The sequence below is a fragment of the Serratia sp. SA088 genome (genome assembly GCF_049065515.1).
GTDB classification, from domain to species: domain Bacteria; phylum Pseudomonadota; class Gammaproteobacteria; order Enterobacterales; family Enterobacteriaceae; genus Serratia; species Serratia nematodiphila.
The window spans coordinates 34,911-59,252 of the sequence record NZ_JBAKGW010000014.1 but is presented as its reverse complement, the minus strand read 5'-3'; the positions used below and the strand labels follow the sequence as shown (position 1 = coordinate 59,252).

General features: G+C 50.4%; 22 protein-coding genes. 18 read left to right on the top strand and 4 right to left on the bottom strand.

The features are described 5' to 3' along the window. Positions 1-25: 25 nt before the first annotated feature. The 3 genes from ACOWVD_RS24245 to ACOWVD_RS24235 all read left to right on the top strand — a co-directional run bounded on the left by ACOWVD_RS24245 (position 26) and on the right by ACOWVD_RS24235 (position 2,114). Positions 26-748: a winged helix-turn-helix domain-containing protein gene (locus tag ACOWVD_RS24245; protein WP_421105891.1), complete on the top strand. Its 723-nt coding sequence runs from the start codon at positions 26-28 to the stop codon at positions 746-748. A 1-nt stretch (position 749) separates the two neighbouring features. Then, positions 750-1,232: a hypothetical protein gene (locus tag ACOWVD_RS24240; RefSeq protein WP_421105890.1), complete on the top strand. Its 483-nt coding sequence runs from the start codon at positions 750-752 to the stop codon at positions 1,230-1,232. Between the two features lie 630 nt (positions 1,233-1,862). Then, positions 1,863-2,114 (top strand): hypothetical protein, encoded by a 252-nt coding sequence (locus ACOWVD_RS24235; protein ID WP_421105922.1) that lies wholly within the window; start codon positions 1,863-1,865, stop codon positions 2,112-2,114. A 249-nt stretch (positions 2,115-2,363) separates the two neighbouring features. On the opposite strand, the gene ACOWVD_RS24230 is transcribed toward ACOWVD_RS24235, so the two are convergent. Continuing rightward, entirely contained in the window at positions 2,364-5,375 is a 3,012-nt protein-coding gene (locus ACOWVD_RS24230) for a Tn3 family transposase (protein WP_421105889.1), read from the bottom strand. Positions 5,376-5,535: 160 nt separating this feature from the next. Between ACOWVD_RS24230 and ACOWVD_RS24225 the strand changes: the two genes are divergently transcribed. Continuing rightward, positions 5,536-6,135 (top strand): recombinase family protein, encoded by a 600-nt coding sequence (locus ACOWVD_RS24225; RefSeq protein ID WP_421105888.1) that lies wholly within the window; start codon positions 5,536-5,538, stop codon positions 6,133-6,135. 124 nt (positions 6,136-6,259) lie between these two features. Beyond that, a complete protein-coding gene (locus tag ACOWVD_RS24220; protein ID WP_421105887.1) occupies positions 6,260-6,655 on the top strand; it encodes a hypothetical protein in 396 nt (131 codons plus the stop codon). Between the two features lie 149 nt (positions 6,656-6,804). On the opposite strand, the gene ACOWVD_RS24215 is transcribed toward ACOWVD_RS24220, so the two are convergent. After that, on the bottom strand, positions 6,805-7,518 hold the full coding sequence (locus ACOWVD_RS24215; protein WP_421105886.1) for a colicin Z family toxin: 714 nt from the start codon (positions 7,516-7,518) through the stop codon (positions 6,805-6,807). A 508-nt stretch (positions 7,519-8,026) separates the two neighbouring features. On the opposite strand from ACOWVD_RS24215, the gene ACOWVD_RS24210 reads away from it, so the two are divergent. From ACOWVD_RS24210 to ACOWVD_RS24190, 5 genes are all read left to right on the top strand, one after another. After that, positions 8,027-8,713: an SOS response-associated peptidase family protein gene (locus tag ACOWVD_RS24210; RefSeq protein ID WP_334274188.1), complete on the top strand. Its 687-nt coding sequence runs from the start codon at positions 8,027-8,029 to the stop codon at positions 8,711-8,713. A gap of 196 nt (positions 8,714-8,909) precedes the next feature. Beyond that, positions 8,910-9,326 (top strand): translesion error-prone DNA polymerase V autoproteolytic subunit, encoded by a 417-nt coding sequence (gene umuD, locus ACOWVD_RS24205; protein ID WP_421105920.1) that lies wholly within the window; start codon positions 8,910-8,912, stop codon positions 9,324-9,326. A gap of 2 nt (positions 9,327-9,328) precedes the next feature. Beyond that, complete coding sequence (gene umuC, locus ACOWVD_RS24200; protein WP_421105885.1) at positions 9,329-10,591, top strand: translesion error-prone DNA polymerase V subunit UmuC; 1,263 nt, start codon at positions 9,329-9,331, stop codon at positions 10,589-10,591. A gap of 402 nt (positions 10,592-10,993) precedes the next feature. Further along, the gene (locus ACOWVD_RS24195) at positions 10,994-11,194 is read left to right on the top strand and encodes a hypothetical protein (RefSeq protein ID WP_421105884.1); all 201 of its coding nucleotides are present in this window, start codon (positions 10,994-10,996) and stop codon (positions 11,192-11,194) included. Positions 11,195-11,342: 148 nt separating this feature from the next. Beyond that, positions 11,343-12,053, top strand: a complete 711-nt coding sequence (locus ACOWVD_RS24190) for a replication initiation protein (RefSeq protein WP_334274186.1) — start codon at positions 11,343-11,345, stop codon at positions 12,051-12,053. Positions 12,054-12,176: 123 nt separating this feature from the next. Here the strand turns inward: ACOWVD_RS24190 and ACOWVD_RS24185 are convergent, their stop codons facing one another. Both ACOWVD_RS24185 and repA read right to left on the bottom strand, forming a co-directional pair. Then, positions 12,177-13,046, bottom strand: coding sequence for a hypothetical protein (locus ACOWVD_RS24185; protein WP_334274185.1), 870 nt, complete (start codon positions 13,044-13,046; stop codon positions 12,177-12,179). Between the two features lie 886 nt (positions 13,047-13,932). After that, positions 13,933-14,796 (bottom strand): incFII family plasmid replication initiator RepA, encoded by an 864-nt coding sequence (gene repA / locus ACOWVD_RS24180; protein WP_334274184.1) that lies wholly within the window; start codon positions 14,794-14,796, stop codon positions 13,933-13,935. A gap of 1,015 nt (positions 14,797-15,811) precedes the next feature. Here repA and ACOWVD_RS24175 point away from each other — a divergent pair. From ACOWVD_RS24175 to ACOWVD_RS24140, 8 genes are all read left to right on the top strand, one after another. After that, positions 15,812-16,291, top strand: a complete 480-nt coding sequence (locus tag ACOWVD_RS24175) for a transcription termination/antitermination NusG family protein (RefSeq protein ID WP_421105883.1) — start codon at positions 15,812-15,814, stop codon at positions 16,289-16,291. A 363-nt stretch (positions 16,292-16,654) separates the two neighbouring features. Continuing rightward, positions 16,655-17,635, top strand: a complete 981-nt coding sequence (locus ACOWVD_RS24170) for a toxin co-regulated pilus biosynthesis Q family protein (RefSeq protein WP_421105882.1) — start codon at positions 16,655-16,657, stop codon at positions 17,633-17,635. Between the two features lie 113 nt (positions 17,636-17,748). Next, positions 17,749-18,213, top strand: coding sequence for a type IV pilus biogenesis protein PilM (gene pilM, locus ACOWVD_RS24165; protein WP_421105881.1), 465 nt, complete (start codon positions 17,749-17,751; stop codon positions 18,211-18,213). A gap of 21 nt (positions 18,214-18,234) precedes the next feature. Further along, positions 18,235-19,866, top strand: coding sequence for a PilN family type IVB pilus formation outer membrane protein (locus ACOWVD_RS24160; RefSeq protein ID WP_421105880.1), 1,632 nt, complete (start codon positions 18,235-18,237; stop codon positions 19,864-19,866). Between the two features lie 3 nt (positions 19,867-19,869). Beyond that, complete coding sequence (gene pilO2, locus ACOWVD_RS24155; RefSeq protein ID WP_421105879.1) at positions 19,870-21,168, top strand: type 4b pilus protein PilO2; 1,299 nt, start codon at positions 19,870-19,872, stop codon at positions 21,166-21,168. Further along, complete coding sequence (gene pilP / locus ACOWVD_RS24150; RefSeq protein WP_421105878.1) at positions 21,155-21,727, top strand: type IV pilus biogenesis protein PilP; 573 nt, start codon at positions 21,155-21,157, stop codon at positions 21,725-21,727. Before pilO2 ends, pilP begins: the two co-directional genes overlap by 14 nt. Before the next feature lie 5 nt (positions 21,728-21,732). Continuing rightward, a complete protein-coding gene (locus tag ACOWVD_RS24145) occupies positions 21,733-23,223 on the top strand; it encodes a GspE/PulE family protein (protein ID WP_421105877.1) in 1,491 nt (496 codons plus the stop codon). Next, entirely contained in the window at positions 23,220-24,335 is a 1,116-nt protein-coding gene (locus tag ACOWVD_RS24140; RefSeq protein WP_421105876.1) for a type II secretion system F family protein, read from the top strand. Before ACOWVD_RS24145 ends, ACOWVD_RS24140 begins: the two co-directional genes overlap by 4 nt. Positions 24,336-24,342 lie beyond the last annotated feature (7 nt).

Sequence of the window (24,342 nt, the reverse complement as noted above, 5' to 3'; positions counted from 1 at the left end):
TTCCCCCTCGGACAACGCATTGGTAATGATTAGCGATCTCAATACAGAACTAACGCTTTCAAACCAAGCCGCTAGATTACTATTAGAGATGGTATCAAACAGAGATGTGATCCTGCACAGAGAGGAATTATTAAAGAGAGTGTGGGAAGATTATGGATTTTCTGGCTCTAACAATAGCCTGAATGTCACTATCAGCGAACTAAGAAAATCCTTCGCGAACATGGGTCTTGATCCAAAGATCATTACCACCATTCACAAAGTCGGGTTTCGGTTTAATGGTAACGTTGCCGTCATCCCGGATGGTAATCAGTCCAATAAAGAACCTGATCCCTACATTAATCATCACAGCCCTGTCGGTAATAACCTCCTGAAGAAAAAGAATTGGGGAATACCTCCATTAAAAAAATTAGCTTTTTCTGTTTTAGCCTTACTGCTTATCGCGTACATTATTTATGAGGCGACGTTCGACATAAAAAAATCAATTGTAAAAGAAGAAAGCAAAACCTTCGTTTATAGATTTAAAAAATGCAACGCATATACATTAAGTAACTACAGTATAACAAAGGACGAGCTCGCTCCAATTTTATCCAGTGAAAATTTTGATTGTGAAAAAGAAACTGATGTATTTTTCAAAGCACGTGGTGAAAAAAACAAAGTGTTTAAAACCGATTTTATAGGTTCCTGCATGTTGGATAAAAACGGAGATTATAAAAACTGCCGTTCGATAAATAATATCGGAGATATATAAGATGAAAAAAAACCTATTTATATTTTCTTGTTTAGTCATAGGCTTTGCGGCTACCGCAACCTATCATATTTATTATCATAAACCCGTGATTGAGCTCAGGTGCAGCGGGGAGTACACAGCACGGAAAATGACAGAAGATGGAAGAAATTCGGAATTAAAAATAAAAATAACCACATTTATAAAGAAGAATGGTTATGGGATTAGTGTACTACAAGGTGAATTATCGGCAGATGATAAAACTTACATCGTTGACCGTGAAATTAATATCTCTTACAAAAAACTGGATAAAAAAGACGTGCATGCCGTTACACGTCTAAAAACAAATAAAAGGAATGATGATAGCCTCCCCACGTCATTAAGCAAGAGGTTCGCTATCCTTGGTGAAGTATCCAATATAAGCTATGTGAGTATCACATCCATTAATGGACAAGCCTACTTGTTCAATGAACTGTCCATGCCTTATTTTTTATGTGACAAGTTTTGAGTACATTTAATAATAATTCTTAGCATTCCATCCCCGGTATTAATACCCTTGTGAGAGCAGGATGGCACAAGGCCTGGCTCTACCACATTCCTTGCGTTTTTCCCTCACCGCCAGCAACGAAACGGGTAAAGTAATCGCTTACCGATACATCTTATATTCCCTAAGGATTTTCGCTTGTTGTCCATCTTCTTGCTGTTTTGTTCCGGCTCGGCTTTCCGCGAGGAAAGCCGAGCCGCCACAGACGTAGCTCCCACTCCTGTGAGTATACCAGATATGGTATAGTGATTCTGTCTTTTAACACAACATACAGTGTTTTGGCCACCGACGGCGGTTCGACGGGCGTCAGCTGCCGCCGGTCTTTCGATCTTCTCATCTCGGGGTTCTACGCCGGAAACCTAGATTTTTCCGCGACCAGGGTTGGCGGGGTTGTCACATAAACGACCGGTTGAGTGACGATCACTAAAACAACTAATTTGACGCCAAATCATGTCACACAACCTGTAATTTATTCAAAGTCATGCAAATCAGTAGGTCTTTAGCTTTGGTGACGGAATTTTCTGGGGTTCCGGCGTAGAACCCCAGGGCGGAAATTTCGGCGGTTCCGGCGTAGAACCCCGGGCTGAAAAACCCGTGCATGGCAGCATCGTGCTCGCCGCGGTCGATGGCAAGTTTACCGTCAACAGCAAAGCCAAAGCGGTTTTCGGGTCAGCGGTGTTTATTAATAAGCGCGAGATCATGTTCACTCAAAAAGCACATGCGCGTCAGAAGAACGTCATCAGCCGCTGGCAGCCATGCCGCCCTGCTCGGCGGGTGGTTTTTTCGCCGGATTGGCGATCCGGTCTGTCCGTACAGCCAGATGCTGTCCAAGGCCATCGATCCTGATTCACGGGGTTCAGTTAAAACGGCAAGCGCCCGGGGAAACAGGAGTTCTGACCGGTTTAGGTCAGGAGCAGACATCGATAGGCCCTCAGCCCGCTCCCACAGACACACTCAACGCGTCAGATAGCGGCATTCAAAATCACTGGCTAACTCTGCCAGGGTGACGCTTTCGAGTCGTTTCAACATCAACGCCTGCGCCGCGTCGAACGCTTCGGTTAAGAGGTTTGACGGCCAATGATGTAAAAAACCACGTTAAGAAGATACTTCATTGTTTATATTAACATTTAAAGGGCGAAGCTCTCCCTTCAGAATATCCTCCGGCAGCGTGAATGTGTAATGCCCCAGCATATTGATATGCCCGTGCATCAGCGGTGACAGCCGGGCAATATGTTCATCATCCGGTGTTTCGCCCGTGGTTGTTCTTATATGCGAAAGTGCTTCCTGCATGTAGAGTGAGTTCCACAGCACCACAGCGTTAGTGACCAGTCCCAGCGCGCCCAGCTGGTCTTCCTGCCCTTCACGATAGCGCTTTCTGATTTCGCCGCGCTGACCGTAACAGATGGCCCTGGCCACAGCATGACGGCCTTCTCCCCGGTTCAGTTGCGTCAGAATACGGCGGCGATAATCCTCATCATCGATATAATTAAGCAGGTACAATGTCTTGTTGACCCGCCCGACCTCCATGATCGCCTGCGCCAGCCCTGACGGGCGGGTACTTCTGAGCAGAGAACGGATAAGCTCCGATGCGTGGATGGTGCCCAGTTTCAGGGAACCGGATGCCTGCATCATTTCATCCCAGTGGTTTTCAATCCTGGGTAACTCCACGCATCCTCTTGCCAGTTCATCCAGTGCGCCGTAATGGGCGTTTTTGTCGATCCGCCAGAATACGGCTTCGCCGGCATCAGCCAGCCGCGGAGAAAACTGATATCCCAGCAGCCAGAACAGGCCAAAAATAATGTCACTGGCCCCGGCCGTGTCCGTCATAATCTCGACCGGATTCAGCCCTGTCTGCTGCTCCAGAAGGCCTTCCAGCACAAAAATGGAGTCGCGTAATGTGCCGGGAATGACAATACCGTGGAACCCGGTGTACTGATCTGAAATGAAGTTGTACCAGGTGATGCCACGTCCTGAACCAAAATATTTTTTGTTCGGTCCGGCGTTGAGCGTTTTCACCGGCGTGACAAAGCGCATGCCATCAGCTGAAGCCACCTCACCACCGCCCCAGTGGCCGGCAAGCTTCAGCGTCGACTGAAAATCAACCAGCCGGGCATTGGCGCTGACCAGTGTTTCTGCCCGGAGGTAATTCTGTTTCACCCAGCTGAGCCGGTGGCGGGTCAGTGCCGGTATATTGTGTTTTATCAGTGGTTCATGTCCGATATTACAGGCCTCAGCCAGCAGAACAGCACACAGGCTGACGTGAAGATCCTTTGCTCTGGCCTCTGATTCACTGACGTGCGTAAACTCACGGGTAAAACCGGTTCTGGCGTCGATTTCGAGCAGCAGTTCGGTTAAATCCACGGGCGGGAGAAGCTGTTTCACCCGGCTGCTCAGCTGTATCAGCGCAGGCGGCTCATCGAGTTTTTCCAGGCTGCTGACGGTCAGGGAAGGATACTTACCGTCATGACAGATGCTCACGGCATCGTTACAGTCAAAGCGACGCGATACCGTTTCCCAGGTCTCATCCAGTTGCGCTGCCAGCTGTTGTACCGCTTTTCTGCCGTCAGTGGGGTGTCCCAGCGCACGACAGACGGCCACACGCTGAGCCTGCCATTCCCTGCCCTGAAGCAGCTTCCGGCGCGGATCGCCCCAGCGGTCACTGTTTTCCAGCCAGATATCACGACGACGCAGTGCATCCTGAAGACGTTCCAGCAGGCACAGTGAGTAACCGGCGCGTTGTATCCGGCCATCAGTATCATAGACCAGACGTTTCCAGGGGCCGGTGATGATGTGTTCAGGCGCATCGTCCAGTATGCGTTTTTTCGAACCATTCAGTTCAGTAAGGTAATGGACAGCAGCCAGGGTATGCTCACCGTCAGGAGCAGCACAAAAGTGCAGGTCGCGCAGAAGCGCGGGAAGGAAGCGCTTCACCCGGCCGTACTGCTCCACCATTTCATCCTGAAAATTTGTGTTATGCGGGCGGGCCAGCTCATTAACTTTATCAACAGACTCCGCAATCCTGGCGACCGGCACGCTTTTGAATATGGTCTTTCGCAACGCACTCTCATCAGTATTTTCGTCAAGCAGAAGCGCACAGGCCCGCGCCAGCAGCAGTGCTGCCCGATCGAGATCTTTCAGCGTCCTGAGCCGCTTTTTCTGCCCCGTTTTCTTTGCCTCAGGGGCGATGTCCAGGATCAGCATATCAAGCACATCAACGGCTTCATCCAGGGCTGATATTTCCTGCGCTTTAACAAATGCGGTCAGCACCGCCAGCCGCCGTGCTTCCGGCATTCTGGCGATATACCTTGCTGATGCCATGCCGGCGTAGCGGGCCAGATTACGCAGTTGTATGGCCGGCAGCCCGCTAAAATTCAGCCGGGAAAATTCCAGGTTTCTCAGTCGGGTATAACGTTCCAGCGCTTCAGTAAAAGACGGCCCACTGACCGTTACAGGACCTTTGCGTAGCTGCTCCATAACCGACACCCGCTGCCCTTCGGGGATCTCAAGTAACCCTGCCAGTTGTGCGGTCTGCCAGCTGTCAGGCAGAGATGCCAGCTTTCGCCACAGGCGGCGATTTGCCCGCTCACGGATTTCACCAATGATCCTGGTCAGGGTGGACGCGGCGGGCAACAGCACCTTGTGCTGAAGCAGCCATGCTGTGGCAAAATCAAACATCAGGCCGGGACGTTCATTACTGAGCCAGGCACGGACATACAGCAGGCGCTTAAGCCGGAATGACCAGGGCTGGTCGCCAAAATCATGATATTCATAGTGCTGCCTGATGAGCGCCTGATGCTCCCAGCGCGTGTTCTCTCTCTGTGCATAACGGGACAATATCTCCGGGCGGGGAATACCCATTTGTGCCGCCACATAATGCCGGACGCCATCGGGGATCTGCATGGCATCATTGATGAATGTTCCCAGAAACCGGGCTGTGGTGAGCTGAAGAGCAATTCCAAGCCGGTTATGCCTGCCCCGGCGCTGATTAACAAAATCCAGATCACGTTCATCAAGATGGAAATATCTCGCAAGCTGGACTTCATTTGGCTCGGCGGCATAACGCCCATAATTCTGAACCTGGCTGTCGGTGAGAAAATCAGCGTTCATCGGTACATTCCTTCGCGATTCATTGTTCCATAATCCTTATGAAGGTATCATATATTATGATATTTGATACCCGTCAAAACCGGCGCGGAAATAGGTGTCAAAAATCGTATTTCGTGCCTTATGATACCATGGGTATCAAAAACGATAAGTGAGACTAAAAATGGCATTACTGGGCTATGCTAGGGTATCAACCAGTCACCAGAAGCTGACGCGCCAGGTGACTGAACTGAAAAATGCCGGTGTGCGAGAAGATCGTATCTTTACCGACATGATGACAGGAGCCACCGACGAACGGGAAGGGTTACAACGGCTGCTTGCCCGGGCCGAAAAAGATGACATCATCATCTGCACGAAGATGGATCGCCTCGGGCGTAACACGGCTGACATGATCCGCATCGTCGACGCCTGCTATAAAAAGAACATCGCCATTCGTTTTCTGGAAAACGGTCTGAGTACTGAAGGTACGATGGGAAAGATGGTGATCCAGATCCTGGCCGCTGTGGCAGAAGCGGAACGCGAACGCATCCTGGAGCGGACCAATGACGGTCGGGCTGCCGCAATGGCCTCCGGCGTCCGTTTTGGCAGAAAACCACATTCAGCAACGTCTTCTGCGCAGACGATGATCCGCGAAGGACATACATTTAAGGCAGTCATGGAAAAGACAGGCATATCAAGAGCCACCTATTTCAGGCTGAAAAAAACATTGCAGACCTACCCCGTTGCTCCGGGCTTTCAGGCTGCGATGAGTGACGAAAGATGACTGCAATTCAGATACTCAGCCGGTTTAAATTGATTGCCTGCGATTGAATTTGGCTTTATTGTGGGGAGTGTTTAAGTGAGTGTGGATAAATTTTCGATAATATAGCCAATGGACAGGAGGGGGAATGAATCGACAAGTGGTCAGGATGATAATAATAACTATGTTATCAGTTATCATGGCAGGATGCGCAGATAGTAAAAAAAACAAAATTGTATATATGAGTAGTGGTGATGAATTTATCTTAAGTAAAAAGTGTGTTGCGGGAGTAAGAGTGGATCCTTATGTGTTTAACTCTAAAGAAATATACTCTGTGAGTTTAAGATTGAAAAACACTGAAGATTGCTCGCAAAAATTAAATAATATAATAAAAGAAAATATTGGAAAAAGATTGTTTACTTATTTAAATGGAAATTTATTAATCGATGCTTATATTGCTAGTGAATTAAAAACTGAGAATGGTTTTAGGATGTCTGTAAGCAATAAGGAGCTTGCTGAAGATATACTTTCCTTTTATAGGTAAACCAAATATAAAAGGACTGAAAGGCCAATTGATGGTCTCTCAGTCCTGTTAGGATAATCAAAAAGTTAGTGAGCGGTTAGGATCATGAGCATATGGTGCACAGCCTCTAGAGCTATGATGGATTTTCTACCTATTGTTAATATGGAATATTAATTTCTTTTAGGGAAATCTACCGTTACGGTTACAGGAGCAGAATGAGATTTCACCCTGACATAAGAAACTCCTGCTCCTGTAGCTGTAAATGAATAAGAACCCGGCCCCATAGTTGTTACTGTTTTCATCTTATCATGCTCAGGATATTTAATCTCTACGTCGAAAGATGACTCCATATTTGATGAGGGGGAAAAGTTTATTGTGGATGGTTGTGGATGTTCTAAACTTCCATTAAACCCTTCAAGCTCAGTCCATTCGCTCCACACCCCTGGAGCAGCAATAACCCGCTTTGAATCAAAAGCTCCATTATAAGTACCTGAGCAAGATCCATTTTTACGTGCTTCACGGGCTTTCTGCAAACCGAGGTTGACCGCCCCAGCACTCTGTCCCTTCAGCTGCGCGAATCTCGTGACATAAATTTTTTTCGCCTGAGCTGTATCACCTCTTTTGATAGCATCAGTGAGTTTCTGGTAATCTTTGTTATTTTTAATATATGGACAGTTTTTTTTCCCGCAGATAAGGCAGATATTATTCTCCAGAGCTTCCTTCACATCGTCAGAAAATATCCCCGGTGTGCTTCCTGTATTAACTTTAAGGTCATTCCATTCCCAAGCATTGGTACTGGCATCCCAGTGAGTATTGGGTTCGTGCGGTTTACCGCTGTTACAGTTAAATGCATCATAAGTGACACTATCCGGATGATTTACCATTGATGATCTCCTTTCAGTTTTTTAGGCAACAAAGTACTGTATATATAACAATGTTTATATATACAGCATGAGCATACTAAAGCAATCAGAAAAGCCAGTCAATAGATGAGAATTACTCGCATTTGTGTCATTAATCACAGTACAGAGAAAGATTCAAAAGGGGTGGATAGGATAATTAAATTTATTTATAAACAATAAATTACAATCTTAACGTGGTTTTTTACATCATTGACCGTCAAACCCCAACACCATGTTCTTCGAGTTATTGGATCGCACGTCCGATCGACAAGTAGCTACCGGACTTATATGAGCTAAGGATATAATGAAGTGACCGGGAGTCACTGAGATACCGTATAGTTGAGCTACAAACCCAGCATATTTAACATAATGCGCATTATTTGTACTTATTTAACATTTTCAAAAGCTTACAACATTAACTCTTTGCATAAACTCCTGCCACGCCGCTGAAGCTATACTTTGGCCATGTCGACAACAAGAGCACCTGCCTATGTGTGGCCGTTTCGCACAATTCCATAGCCGCGACGAATTTCTCGCCGCCCTGGCGCCTGATACACCGGTTAGTACCGCCGGTGACTGGCATGCACGGTATAACGTCGCCCCAGGCACGCCAGTGTCAGTGTTTCATCACCACGACGGCCTGCTGCAGCTAACACCAGTTAACTGGGGCTATGCACCGGCATGGTGGCGCGAACAGGGAAAACCGCCGCTCATCAATGCCCGCGTTGAAACCGCGGATAACAGCCGGATGTTCGCCCCGCTTTGGAAGCATGGCCGCGCGCTGGTGCCGGCGTCGGGCTGGTACGAATGGAAAAAGTCGACGGAGAATCCGCGGCTGAAGCAGCCCTATTTTATCCGTGGCGCCGATCGCCAGCCGCTGTTCTTTGCGGCGCTGTACGCAGCAGATAGCGACGGCTGCAGCAGCTTTGTCATTATCACGGCCGCCAGTCATGCCGGTCTGGCGGATATTCATGACAGGCGCCCTTTGGCGCTGCCACCGGCCGCCGCGCGCGACTGGCTCAATACCAGCTTAGTTCCGCCCTCTGGCCATATGCAGGCTGACGTGTACAGCCTGCAGGCGGAGGATTTCACCTGGCAACCGGTCTCGCCGGCTGTGGGCGCCGTTCGCAATGACAATCCCTCACTCATCCAGGCCATCGAGGCACCAACGGTCTGAGCGGCGCGTTATCCACAGTTTTGGTGGATATCATGTGTGCAAACACACATGAAGAACGTCAAAAGCTGCAGAGAAAATCACTCAGAAAATTATTATATTACGTCGGATCGCGCTACGAGACCCGGTTTCAGGCTTGCATGGCTGCACGTTTCGTTTATGATTTACTGTATATATATACAGATAAATTATGCCTATTATGAACACGCGAGAATTGTATTTTTTTTCACCAGTCCAACCTGTAAAACTCCCACTCTACGGGACACCATGCCCGGCAGGCTTCCCCAGCCCTGCCGACGATTATATTGAACAATCAATTGATTTAAATGATTTTATTCGACACCCGGCCGCCACATATTTCATCCGCGCAACGGGCGAGTCAATGAGCGATGGTGGCATACTCTCAGGGGATTTGCTGATCGTCGATCGGGCTGAAAAACCCGTGCATGGCAGCATCGTGATCGCCGCGGTCGACGGTGAGTTTACCGTCAAGCGGCTGCTGCTGACCCCTAGGGTTTGTCTGGCGCCGATGAATCCAGCCTATAGCCCAATTTACCCCGAAGAACTGGAAATTTTCGGAGTGGTGATCCACGCCCTGCACTCATTCGGAGGGTGATCATGTTTCTCTTGGCCGATGTCAATTCGATGTACTGCGCCTGCGAACAGGTTTTCCGTCCGGATCTGAAAGGGCGTCCAGTGGCCGTTCTTTCGAACAACAACGGCGCCCTGGTGGCAATCAACCGCGAGGGAAAAAAGCTCGGTCTGAAACGCGGCATGCCGTTTTTTCAGGCCAGAGAAATCATTAAAAATCAAAATGTAACTGTATTTTCAAGCAATTATGCCTTGTACGGCGACATGTCGGCACGCTGCATGACGATTTTAGAATCCCTCGCGCCGGCGATGACGATCTATAGCATCGACGAGGCATTTCTTCACGTTGCCGGCATCGATGCCACAGAGTCATTCGAAGAATACGGACGTCGAGTGCGTGATACAGTGCTTCAGCAAACCGGGCTCACCAGCGGGATCGGTATTGCCCAGACAATGACCCTTGCCAAACTTGCCAATCACGCCGCAAAAACCTGGCCGGCTACCGGCGGCGTCGTTGATCTGACAAACCGCGATCGGCAACGACGGTTAATGGCACTGGTGTCGGTCAGCGACGTGTGGGGATGTGGGCGCCAGCTGACAAAAAAGCTGGCGGCGATGGGGATCACGACTGCACTGCAGCTTGCCGACAGCAACCAGGCGTTGATGCGCAGGACGTTCGGGGTTGTGCTCGAGCGCACCGTGCGTGAACTGAACTGTGTGCCGTGTATTTCGATCGATGCGCTGCCGGCAAAGCAGCAGATCATCGTCAGCCGGTCATTTGGCCAGCGCGTCACGCAGCTGCAGGACATGCACCAGGCGGTGTGTCAGTACGCCGAGCGGGCCGCCGAAAAACTTCGCCGAGAGAAGCAATATTGCCGACACATTTCGGTGTTTGCACGAACCAGCCCATTTGCACCTCATGAGCCTTATTACGCCAACAGCCACAGCGTTCAGCTTATGTTGGCCACGCAAGACACCCGCGACATTGTTGCGACGGCTGTGAAAGCCCTCAATGTGATCTGGCGTGACGGTTTTCGCTATCAAAAAGCGGGCATAATGCTTAACGATTTCTGTGACAAACCCGGGCAGATCGATCTGTTCGACGAACATCCACCGCGCGCCGGTAGCGAACAATTGATGAAAGCGGTCGATGGCATAAATCACTCTGGGTTGGGGAAAGTCTGGTTTGCCGGCCAGGGTACAAATACAGCCTGGGCAATGCGCCGAGAAATGCTGTCACCACGCTACACAACGCGACTCCAGGATATCCCTGTTGCCAAACTGGCATAATCGCATGAAGGCGACAGCTAAGCTCAAGGGAAGGACGGCCGGGCGCCGGTGTAGTTAGCCTGGCAGGGTATTCCCACTCGAGTCAACGGCTGGAAGATGAAACGGCAGAGACAGTCGCCGGACTGAACAACCAACCTGTCGTATGCCAGAAATAACTCTCTACTTCACCGTCAGCACACAAATCGGGGCTTATAGAGGATCTTAAAGGATCCTCCCCCCCCCTCCTGCTAAGACCAGTCTTTTTTCGAAGCCGGACGCACCATAAGAGCTTAGATCGCAACGAGCCGTTGCGATGCTGGGCTTACAGAAAAAGAGCTACCATGGGGTTTTGAGGCACGATCTGCGTTGTTGAGGTAGAGATTTGGGGCCCGCCGGGTAACCGGTGGGAGGTACTGCAGTTCTATGAAGGAAACTTTAGGTATTTCCCATAGTTTAGATATACACATATCCACAGCAATGTTTTTTAAAGCTTTTTTTGTTTTTTTAGATTTTAAATGCTTTTTAGGCATGCTCCAAAGCCTTGTCACACTTGCCTCTCAGGCCTGTCAATATGGGAAACAGGTAAAGCAAACATGGGAAACGGCCAAAGTTATTATGGGTTAAACCTTAAGTTGGTGTGGGAAATAGCTAAAGTTTGTATGGGAAACACCTAAAGTTAATTCAGGTGTGGGAATCACCAAAGGTTTGCCTTGACCATGACATAAAACGAATGTAACTATGGGAGAAATAAAAACCACCCATAGAATTATATATGACTGAAAATAAAGGGATTGTAAAAACTAGTAGACCTGCCATAGCTCAATCAAACGAGCTAACGGAAGCTGCCTATTATCTGTCATTACAGGCTAAGAGAGTTCTATGGTTGTGCCTTATGGAGACTTACAGACAAGACGATCATCCTGGCACTTTCACTGTTAGGGTCGCAGATTATCAGCGTCTGTTTAAGGTTAGCCAGGCAACAGCTAGCACTGATGTTAGGAAGGGGATTGACGCGCTTTCCAATAGTTCAGTTACCTTTTTCCCTTCGGATGGCGAATATGAAGAACGTAAACGGCCCTGGCTTGCAGAGGCAGGCTTGAAGCGTGGCAGGGGGTCATGGAACATTGAGTTTAACAACAAGGTAATGCCGTATTTACTAGATCTAAGCAGCCAATTTACGACTTACAACCTTTATGATTGCGGCCGCATCAACAGTGTAAGGGCTATCCGTTTGTACGAAAGCCTGTGCCAGTATCGAAAGTCCGGGATCTGGATCACCACAGCGGATTGGCTAGCAGAACGGTATCAACTCCCTCAGTCTCAGCGCGATAACTTCGCCGAGATGAAGCGAACGTTTATCAAGCCGGCCCTGGAAAAGATCAGCAAAGAAACTCCTTTGATGGCAACTATGGCTGAAACCGGTGACGGCAAGCTAATCTTCACGATCGTAACCAAGAATCCAGAACCTTCTCTTCCACTTTAGGCTTTTCCCATATGCTAAAGAAAAAAAACATTTGCTGTTTCCCATACTTTAGGTGTTTCCCACACCTAACAGGGTGTTGTACGCCAGAACTCGGTAAGTCCCGCCTACAACCCCAATTTATTTTTATCCTAACAAGTTATTCTTCAAACTTGCTTCCGCTTCATTAATCAACAACGTGATCAGCCGTACCAAGTCCAAAGTAAGCTGTTCCGCAGCTTCAAAACTTAGCTTCAAAATATTAATTTGACCTTCTCCAAGCACATTCTGAAAAGATACTTTCTGAAAGCCTTCTTCATCACGTCGTTCTCTCAATAGTTGCATAACGCGTTTAGTCACGATAGTTGTGATATCAGGAAATTCTGGGTTATCGAATATATGGCCATGACTTTTGGCTAAAGTTTCCCATGAAAAAAGAATATCGTAGCGAGAAGTGAATCGCGCCTGCTTTGGTGGGAAATGCCACAAAACGATGAATGGCATACTTCTTTTCATACACTCTTCAAAATGCTGCTGCCAAACGTCTGGAATTGCCCGCCCTTCACATAACAGATAGTAATCAGATGGTTTGAGGGAAGTATCGTAATCAACATCCGGCACTGTCTGCGTTGTTCCGAGTTGAGTTTGCCAATGTTCTCGAAGCATGAGCTCCAGGGGAGGGATTATGATACATAACCAGCTTAACGGAATGTATACAGCGATCGGTGGAACGACAGTACGGTGGCCATCTTCAAAGAACGGCCGGCAGGTTTCAGCGATCTCTTTAGCCTTTGCGCAGTTCTCGTTCGAAGATAACCAGTCTAGGAACGGAAGCGGTACTACCTGGCACAAACAACCCCAGCTACGGCCATACTTGTAGAGCTCCCAGCCAGGCACACGCAGATAGTGACGTTGCACATACAACACCAGTCGCTGCGTCAGTTCATCCTGAGACGTTGTTTTAACTCGAAATCTTTTGCGTGGTTTGATAAGTAGATCGATGAACAACGTCGCCATAAATGCCTGTCTGGTTAAGTTAGCTGCTAAAATCCTAATATACTTAAGATTTATCCTGACCGCATCCCAAACCCCTTTAATCAATCGCCAACATACTCTGACTTTGAGCAAGCTCTAAATTTGATTGATCACTAATCGATCAGATTAAGAGGGAAACAGATAGGCGACAAGTGAGCTTAACAGATAACAACTAGAGGTTAGGGTCGCCGGTAGCCCGGCGAAGCCGGTTCGATACTCTTATAGAGCCTCAATCCTCCCCTCGTCCTGCTAGACCAATCAAACTTACAGCGCTTCAGGAGTATCTTTGCGCCGTCGGAGTGGGTCCAGCAAGGCCTTGGCCGCAGCTGGAGCGTATCTCCGCGTTAGCAGCCCTTTAGGGCTGGTTACGGGCGTGTATTTTGATCTTATAGCCATGACAGCTATGTAGGGTATCTGCTCGTGTTTCTTCATGGGGCCCGTTGCGAAGCAATGGGAGGTACTTTGATACCGAACCGGCGCGGGCTATGCCCGCTGCAAGGGCGGGCATTTTATGAGTCTGTCCAGAGGGCAGACGATGAATAGGTTTTTTCTTTATATGAAGAAAAGAAAGTTCTTTAAAAGAAGTATTAATTAGTTCTTTAAAAGGAACCGCGCACCTTAGAACGTACTCGTTTCGCACTTTATGTATCTATCGGTTGTAGCCTTGTGGAACTTTCCCTTGCAGTTATCTGTGTATAACTGTTCTGATTGAGTCAATTGATTGTCGGTGATGGTTTTTTCTATATTTACACGCCTACCTAGCGGTGAATAACACGACCGCGAGAAGCCGTTTTGTACAAATTTGAGGCAGCTGTGTATGGCAGGCGTGACAATTCCTCCGGCGTCAACCGGATCATAAAAATGTGGTTCAGGTGGGATCAGGTACCAGGCGGGTGTAGTTTCCCCTAGACATGAGCATGCGCTCTTTAACTCGTCGTTTCACCTCAGTGAAGACTGCAGCCTGGTTGCCCATGAAACGCCCTTCAGCGATCTCACGCGTCAGCTGTCGCTTTACTATAGTTTCAATATCACGGCGAGTGCGTTCGGCATCGCGGCGAGCTCGAGCGCGACGTAGTCCGTGTTCCTTACGTTCGGACTGATAGCTGCGGAACCGTTCGCGCACGAACCGCCAGGCTTTTGCGATCAATTCGTCCATCTCGAGGCGCGGCAGGTGCTGTTTTTCGCGCTGCTTATTTTCCCATTCCACGCGGCTACGCCGTGCAGCTACAACAGCTACGTCGGAAACGTCTAGAGCAGAAAACAACGCTGGCGTGAAAGTAATATCGGTTGGGATGTTACAACCTATCTGCGGATCATATTCCGTATGATATGTGATCAGCCCGAGTTCGGACATGAAGAACAAGGCTCGTGTCGCCCGAGTGATAGACAAGTTGCCTTTATGGGACTCCGTGGCTAATCCACATTCGATGGCCAAATTTGTGATAGATCGCTGTACCCGATTAGCTAATGGGTCATAGTGGAAACACATCCCCTGCAACAACGCATCAATCGCCCGCCGGCGAAGAAGCGGAGGCATACGGCGCCGTTTACCAAGCGATCGCGCAAAGGCCACGTGCATAGAGAAATCAAAACGGGATGTGAAGCCTTCGGCTTTCGCCATCAGCTTACGACAGAACGGCAGCGTATTCTTCCCTTCACGCGGTGTAAATTCCGGATTCGGGTTCTTGACCTGCCGATAATGAGTAAATTGGATGTTAGACTGTTCAGCCACCCTGTCCCGAACTTATGGCGGACAGGTGTTGTTTTCTAAATTGCATGAGTTATAATCTCTCACAGGCCAGCGCCTGCTTTTGACCCCCTGATATCTGACTCTTCCGCCAAGTTGATGACAGATTTCGGGGGGTTTTTGCATTCAGGGTTTCGATAAACCCTCTTCCCTGAGCATTTTGGATATGCTCGATCCTTCCCAACCTGAAGCCTCAGCTACACATTGGATATAAGCTTGTCTGTTCAGGCAATGCAATTATGCCCCTGAAAACAGCATAAACATCCGCAAATACTACTCTATTTTTTCTCTGGTGCAACAAAAGGATCTCTGAAGATCATTTTTTGGGCGCACACCTCGAATTTTGATGGCTAAGTATACCTGGTAAACAGCCCCCCTCCCCACAAACTGTGCAAACAACCACCAAAAACAGCAAACAACAGTCACAGTCAATAGGATTACCCCCAAAGAGAAGCTGCAAAAGATAAAATTCACTCAAAAGCGGAGCAAAAAACAACCACTCGTTAGAATAGTTAGGGTAGTTAATTATTCTGTTTTAATTGTCATATCGATCTAATGATCTGAAAAAAGGATCATTTCCAGATCAATGGTTCAAAAAGTTGAGTTAAACAGAGTTTTTACTCTGTCCTGATGTACTTTTACAGCATTTCAGATCGCATATAAAATTATTTACACAATTAAAATTTGCAAATACACTTCTTCGCATACTTTAGTACGGTTCATGTAGAACAGCCAGTCCGCCAACTAGCTTTTCGGTCCCTCGTACAAGTTTTCTTCAGCCTGGACTGCATCTGATAGCATCTTATCGGCACCTCCCTGCCATTGGTGTCGGGTGCAGTCCAGGCTAAAGAGCCATAAGGGAATACAGCAAATGCTCAATCCCTCTAATATAAGCGACTGCCAATTGAACCCACTTGGGATCGATTTTGGCGGAGCCTGCCAAACACATAACGTTCAATTCAATCATCTGTAGCTTAACCGTGTACTACGGGAGACTTTCATGGAAGGCTGGTATCTCGCCGCGCTAAAACCAGGCAAAGACAATATATTCAAAGCACAGATGATGCTCGAACGTCGCAACATCATGGCTTTCAGCCCGTTGATGTTTTCTTTTCGTCCTCGAGCTGACCGCCCTGGCCAGCGGAAAAAGGTGATCGAGCCTCTTTTTCCTGGCTATATGTTTGTTTGCTTTGACCCAGAAATTTTCCACTCGTCTAAAGTGGAGTCTTGTCCCGGTATCAGCCACCTTGTACGGTTTTCCGGAGCCATCACCCCGATTCGAGAGGCTGCGATTGAAGAAGTAATGGAGCTCCCAGTCTGCGTCCAAGCTTTTTCATCGGAACGCAGACAAAGAAAGAAACACGCTGCGCGTGCACATCTATCACATCATCAGCGACAACAAATTCAAGCACTCGCGAATGAGCATGATGGTGAGACACGTAGCGCAATGCTCCATGCATTTATCGACGCTCTAAAATAGTCCCTCTGTTACAACTCCATAGATAGCTCCTTGCCCCTTCAGATATCTGAAGGGGCTTTTTTATGCTTCTTGCATCTCAAACTGAGGTCTCTGATGACACAACGCGCCATGGCTACGCGCCAGACCTATTCCATCGTGCCAAAACATAACAACATGTTGAACGAGCAGGCTGTAAACCTCACCGCGATCCTTGAACGCCCGGTAGCCTGCAGAGACGTCCTTCACGCCATTCTTGAGTTGGCCCCTCAAATAGATAGCCAACGGCTGGCTCAGTGCGTACTCGACAAGGTTAAGCAACCTCGTCGTGGCCGCCGTCCGCAACCAGATAACAAGCGTGGAAGCGATTCATAGCGAGGTATAAACGTGAAAAAATGGCTACCCGTCGTTTTAGCACCCGCAGTATTGGGCGGATGCTCTATTAACAACCATCCAGAAAGGTCTGCGGGCACTGCCCAGCAGCTAGTAACTACGCTAATTGAAGCGCAAGTGTCGCCTCTTAAACAGGCCCAAAATGAGCTGGCTGCGGTGACTCGCGTAAAACAAACAAAAGCACCTGGTAAGCAAAGCATATCAGCGAGCCCTTCTGCGCTGGCGGGCCAGAAGTTGAGCGCGTCGATGACATCACTGCGTTTCGTAGGCAATGCACCACCACCTTCGACCCTGGCGGGGGCCGGGAGTGCGTCGTCATTGCGCGATGCATTACGTAAAATTGTACCGGCTGGTTGGGCGCTGAGCTTTTCCCAGGATCTTCATCCTGATGAGCAAATACCTCAGGAATGGCGTGGCGGCGTCATCTGGGTTGATGCATTGAATCAGTTGTTAGAAAAGCAAGGAAAAGTGGGGTTGATCGATTCGGCCGTGCGCCGAGTATCCATTGCAAACAAAACAGCAGCATTTAAAGTTGCAACCAAGATCGAGTCAAAAGCAGTAACCCCAAGCGCATCACCGCAATCTGTAACCCGCGGCCGCAACCCCTTCAATGGCGGTAAATCAGCAGACTTAAAGCAAGCGGTTACACCAGCACCAACAGCCATAACATCCAAGAAAGCGACTGTCGTACAACAAAAGCAACATTGGCGAATAGATGCCGGCAACACGCTCAAAGATACCCTGTTCAACTGGGCAGCAAGCGAAACATGCAACCAACCAGGGATCGCACACTGGACGGTTGCATGGCTGACATCCGTGAATTACCGCATCGACGCCCCACTCCAGTTTGAAGGCAGTTTCCGGGATATGCTGAATAGCCTATTCACCTTATACGGTACGGCGAAAGTGCCGTTGTATGCTGGTATTCGCCAAGCCCAATGTGTCATTTCGGTTGATGACAAGGAAATCCATTGATGGGCATTCAGTAACATCCCTTCCCCTTCTGATCAGAGGTTGCATCCGCAGCCTTATCTCCTGGAGGTTTGCATGAGTTATCGCGGAAAAGTGAACGTCGGCGTGATCGTCCTATGCACCATATTCTGGATAGTGCTTTGGAGGGGCATCTGATGTTTTACTGGATTTTATCTGTATTTCTGGGGTTCCTGGTATGGGTCAACATTTCTCCCCATGACCAGGCTGGGACTCAGCTGAAGGATAGCACGCTGAGTCAGCGCGCTATTCAAACCATCCGTTACATCAATGACATCAATGACTGGCGCTATAACCACCCTGCACAAAAAGACGGTGTGATCCCCGACAGCGCCTTCGGCTGGTCATCCGTTGGAGGGTTGCGCAATGTTCTGCAGGCTGATCGTGTGTATGTGTATCAGCCAGATCAACCTGGGTTGATGGCGGCATTGTTGGCGCAGAGCCGGCATTCCGCGCTGGTTGGTAAAGTCGTCGAAAGACGCCTTATCGACAGCTTTGGTAATGACATGCAGGTCAATGTGCCGGTGAGCATTACTGACGGCAGCCTGGTGTACCTCAACTAATCTCCCCTAATAAGGTTAACAATGAAAAAACACCTCCCCTTGACCGGGTTGGCGGCGATATTGTGTTTGCTGCTTTCCGGCTGTGCGCCGCTTGAGCGCATCGATAAGATCGATAATCAAGTATCACGGGACGAAAATCAGGCTGATAAACATCTGCATGCCCTCAAACAGGGCTCTGTGGTGCGGGATTTGACCTCTCAGTGGATCAACCCCTACCCGTTAAATGCTCAAACTGGGGGCAATAGTTTACTGCCTCCTTGCGCTGTGGCCATCAATCGCCCGGGGAGCATCACGCTGGCGGAAGTCAGTGCTTTCATCAGCAAGCGTTGTCGCTTGCCGGTGGTGGTGACGCCTGATGCGCAGGCTATCTTGACACCGACTGGTGGCAAAACTGAGCAGATAAGTGGTCCAGTTCCGGCGCCAGACCCGAATGGGCTGGTGCCGTTAGCCGCGTTGGGTGGTTCATCTGCCCGTGCTGCGCCGGTCGTCAGTGGTGGCACTACTCTCAGGGGCGTGTTCTGGCAGGGCGAGTTGGGGGGATTGCTTGATAATGTCACTACGCGTCTTGGGTTGTCATGGCGCTATGAGCAGGGCCGGATCGCCATTTTCTATCTCGACACCCGGACTTTCCCGGTCATGTTCATGGACAGCAAAGCGAGTTTTGGCTCCAAAACCGTGAGCGGCACCACTTCATCGATGGGGGCGACGGGTGACAGCAGTGGCGGTGGGCTCAGCGGTGACTCCAATACCTCTCAGGCGACTGAGATGGAAATAAAATCAAGCCTGTACGAGGACGTCACCAATACCATTAAGTCGATGTTAACGCCTGGTACCGGGCGCATGAATTTGTCCGCCGGCGTCCTGACGGTGACGGATACACCGCGCGTTCTTGAGCAGATAGGCCGTTATCTGGAAGACCGCAATAAAGAACTCAACCGCCAGGTCGTACTCAACGTGCAGGTCTACAGCGTCGAAAAACGCACTCAGGATCAGTACGGCATCGACTGGAACGCCGTATTCAACAGTGGCAGCGTCGGCTTGTCACTGACCAACGCGTTTACCGGCGCGGCTTCAGATGCGTTGAACGGTGGGGTTTCTATCCTTGATGGCAAAGGGGCGGGCACCAAAGCCTTTATCAAAGCCCTGTCGGAACAGGCGAACGTCAGCGTGATGACAGAGGCCTCGAGCATGACCACTAACCTGTCAGCGGTGCCGATCCAGGTTGCACTGCAGCAGGACTATGCGTCCAACGTCACTACGGAGAACACGGCCAACGTCGGTTCATCGAGCAGTATCACCAAATCCACGATCACAACCGGTTTCAACATGACCGTGCTGCCGTTCCTGATGCCCCAGTCGCCAAAAATGCAGCTGCAGTTTGCGATCAATATGTCAGATGACCCGACCATGCGCACGTTCACCAGCGAAAAAACGTCAGTTGAGTTGATGAAAACACGGCTCAAAACCTTTACCCAGCGCGTCATTATGCAATCCGGACAAACGTTGGTGCTCAGTGGTTACCAATCTCTCAACAACACCGCAAATCGCCAGGGCGTCGGCAGTTTCCGCTTCTTTGGACTCGGCGGCGGCGCAAACGGTGAAAATAACAAAACCATGCTGGTCATTCTTATCACGCCTGTCATTTTGGGATAAGCCATGAAACAACAGACTACCTACACGCTGCAGAATGGGAACGCCTGGCTTGTGGCCGGGTTGCACTGGCAGTATTTGCCGCTGCGTGGGCGCCGCAGCATGCGTTTGCGTGCGAAGGAGGCCAAGGCTACGCATTGGGCAGCATTGCCAACCGGTGACGGCCAGGCACAAGGCACCTTATTAGGCACTGTCAATCTCGCCGGCAAGGCTGTTCGAAAAGGAGGCGGGCTGGCATCGATGGCGTTGGCGGTTCTGCCGGCATTGCCAGAGGCTTGCTATGGCGTTTTCCCGTTATCCAATGGGCAATACTGGTTCGTCGCTGTCAGTGACGGCATGCTTTCCCCGTTCGGTGATATCGTCGGGGATGAAACGGCTATACGCACTGCGGTTTCCAATTTTCTGGCGATCACCTCAGCGCCTGCTGCGGGGTGGATGATATATGCTCCTGGCGGCTTCTTTCCCAGGGAAGACACGGAAGATAAATCGCTCACCGAGTTGGTCGATAGCAAGGTCGGTTTGCGCCGGGCCCGGCTGAGTCAGACTCATGATCCGAAGGTGCTGTGGCTTTGGGGCATGGCAGTGGTGGCCCTGGGGGCCGGGTATGTGGGTTATTCAGTCTGGGAGAAACACCAGGAAGATGCGCGCATAGCAGCAGCTCAGGCCGCGCTGATGGCCAGGCAACAGATGGCACAACAGGCGCCGGTCGACACCCTGAAACCCTGGGCTACACAACCGCGGTTTCCACCGATGCTTAGTGCCTGCAGTCGCGTATGGAAAGACGCGCAGATCTCTATTGCAGGCTGGGTTTTCAATACGGCAACGTGTGATGCGCAGGGAAAAATCATACTGCACTACACCTTGCCGAACGGTGGCACCGTAGGGGATTTTGCCTTGCGGTTACCCGTGCTCTATGGTTCAGATATTCAACCCGTTTTTAATATTCCCGGTAGCGCCGACGACGCCTCTTTCGCATTACCGGTGCCACTTTCTCCTCCAGAACATCCCGAAGATCTTCTCCCGGGCAGCCAGCAAATTCAGCACCTAACCAGTTATGCCCAGCGTATCAATGCGCGCTTGCGCCTAAGCGAAATAGACGTAAGCACGCAGTTAACACAGGGCGACGTACAAAATCTGCCGTGGCGTACCTACAGCTTCACGTTCATTACCGATATTCCGCCCGATCGGTTGTTTGCGCCAACGCGCTTCAACAGCAGTGGAATAAGGGCGTCCAGCATCACGACCACGTTAAAAAATAACCGTCTGGAATACACCATTGAGGGACTTCTGTATGCCAACCGCTAAATCCAGAGTAACGCCCTGGGCGTTGTGCCTGGTTCTGATTTCACCTGGTGTCTTCGCCGCGCCGGTCGCTGACATACCGGCGGCCCCGCCCGCTTCACCGACGGTGAAGCCACCCACGACAGCGGATCTTCCTCTGCCGACCACGTTCGCGCGCGCGGAGGCTGGGCGTGCGTTAAATCTTGGGCAACTGGAAGCCATCCAGGCAGAGACAGTGCTGTACGAGGCCCAGCTGGCCAGGGCCAAGGCGCTGAATGAACTGCAAAAGAACGGGTATGACCGTGCACTGGATCAGCCTTTCAACCCGGCGCCACCTTCTCAGGACAACAAATCCGAGGTCAAGGGCGCGGTGCAAGATGCTGCTCCACCGCAGATTGTGGAGATCACCGGCGCGGGTAAAGGCTTCACGGCCGTGCTGGCACTCAGCAACGGCAATCAGGTTACTGTGCAGGTTGGGAATCGTATCCCGGGTACGGAGTTCGTTGTTAAACGGATCAACATCAATGAAGTCGTGGTCTCCGGGAAGAACCAAACACTGGTCTCTCTTTCCTTTGCGGGGTAACCCATATGTATGAGAAACGTGGTTCAACCTATATCCATTTAGATCTGGCCAATACTGATGCCCCGACGCTGTATGTGTCTGACGCACACAATAACAGTCTGGCCGTCACGTCAGAGATTGCCGGCGCGTTTAAAAAACACCCCAGGCTGCAGGTTAAGCGGGTTCAGCTTGATAAGCTGAAAGAGATGCAGCAAAGCCAGCTCACTGAGAACCCCAACGCTAACGAATATTCCGATCAACAGGCGAAGATTATTAGCTTCTTCAAGGATGCCAAGATGAAAGGCGCCAGTGATATTCATCTGCTGATCGGGATGAATGATGTGACGGTGGTGCAGTTTCGTGTTCATGGCGATCTTGAAACGGTGACAACGCTGGATTGCGCGGAAGGGATGACGCTGGCGTCAACGATAGTGATGTCGATGTGCGATGTGGCCGAGAAGAGTTTTAACCCCAATCGCGCTCAGGATGGGCGGCTTCGTAAAGAGTTTCTGCAAGGGCTTCAGCTCTTCGGCGCGCGTTATGCGCATACGCCGGCAGAATTCGGTCTGTATGTGGTCATGCGCATTTTGCCCGATGAGGGTAAAACGCCGCCTACGTTGGACGAATTGGGTTTTCTACCGGAACAGCAAACGCTTATTCGCCGTATGCTGGCGCGCCCTGAAGGCGTCATCACCCTGTCCGGCCCTACCGGTTCTGGGAAAAGTACCTCCCTGCGCACATTCAGCGAAATGTATCTGTCCTTTACCGGGCATCGAAAACGACTGATGACGCTGGAAGACCCTCCAGAAGGATTGATTTTAGGCGCGGTACAAACCCCCATCATTGCCGATAAAAACGATCCGGACGCTGTTAGCCGTGCCTGGGTCAGGTCTATTTCTGCCGCATTACGGCTGGACCCTGATGCCATGGTTGTCGGCGAAATTCGTGATGCCAACTCGGTTAAGTCTGCGTTGACGGCGGCCAAGTCAGGCCACCTGGTGGAAACCACGCTGCATGCGAATGATGCGGTCGGCATTCTTGATCGCCTGACCGATACTCTGGGTATCCCCATGGGCCAGGTGGCCGATCCTCAAGTTATGATTGGCTTAATCGCGCAGCGGCTGGTGCAGCTGTTGTGCCCTCACTGCAAGAAACGCTGGGAGGCGGTCAGAGCAAATCTGGGAGAGGAGAAAAGAGCGCTGCTTGAACGCTTTTGTCAGGTCGAGAAGCTGGCTTTTCGTCATCCTGAGGGATGTGAGCACTGCTACAAAGGCGTAACCGGCCGGCGGGTCATTGCGGAAGTCATCCGTCCCGATGCCAGATTCATGGAGTTGTTTCGCCATGAGGGCAAACTGGCTGCGCGCAGTTATTGGGTGAACGCGCTGGGCGGTATCACTCGCGGCCAGCACCTGATGCGTTATCTCAATGACGGACTGGTCGACCCGATTGATGCGGACTATATCAGCCCGCTGGACGAGGACAGCCTGACATTGTTACCCCCGGAGGCTGCATCATGATTTCCCGTTTGCGCAAACTGTTGACGGCGCTACGGGGCTGCATGCCGTCATCGGAAAGAATGAATGAAGTGGTCGGGCGCTGGTTGGCACAAAAGACGTTCTCCACCGCTGACCGCCTGACGCTCTACGAGGACCTGGCTTTCCTGCTCGACAACAACCTCAAAGTTGAGAAAGCCATCAACTCAATGATAGGGAGCTTCGACAAGAAACGCCCGCCGGTGGTCTATTGCCTGGAGGATATGCTCAGTGCCCTGCGTCAGGGTCGGTCAGTCGACCAGGGATTGGCGTCCTGGATACCCAGGCAGGAGGCCGCCATCCTCAGTTCCGGCGTTCAGGACGGCAACCTGGCTGCTGCCTTATACCGGGCGATCACCGTGGTACAGGGCATGGCGAATATGAAGTCAGCATTGGTGTCCACATTGGCTTACCCGATGCTGTTGCTGGCAATCTCGTTTGCCATGATGAAGATGGTCACTGTTTATTTCCTTCCCCGCCTGGAGACTTTGTCTGCCCGAGATAATTGGACAGGGGCGCTGTGGTGGCTCAGCGCCATCTCAGAATTCTTTGTCAATCATGCAATTATTCTCGGTGGGTTGATACTCCTGCTGATTGGCTTTGTCGTCTGGTCAATGCCGAACTTGACTGGAACGGTGCGGCAGCATGTTTTGGACCGTCTATTGCCCTGGAGCGTGTATCGCGACGTGCTGGGAGTGGGTTTTTTACTTAATTTCAGTGCGTTGATGCGTGCTCAGGTGAAGACGGAGGACGCCATCGAAATGCTGAGCCGTTATGCACCCCCCTGGTTGTATGAGCGATTGGCCGCTACCCAGCGTCAGGTTAGGCAAGGTGATCACCTCGGGTTGGCGTTGCGCAATGCCGGCTACGGATTCCCCTCCCCGCGTGCTATCGACAAACTGGTCCTGCTGACCGACGGCGATAACGCTGAAATCATTATTGAAAATTTTGCACGGGCCTGGCTTGTGCAAACTGTAGCCCGGATCAAGCGGACGGCGTCTTTGCTTTCTTACATCGCATTGGGCACCAATGCTGGCTACATGATCCTGATCCTTCTGGCCACACAAAACCTCAACGACCTCGTGGGCACACGCTAGACCGCCC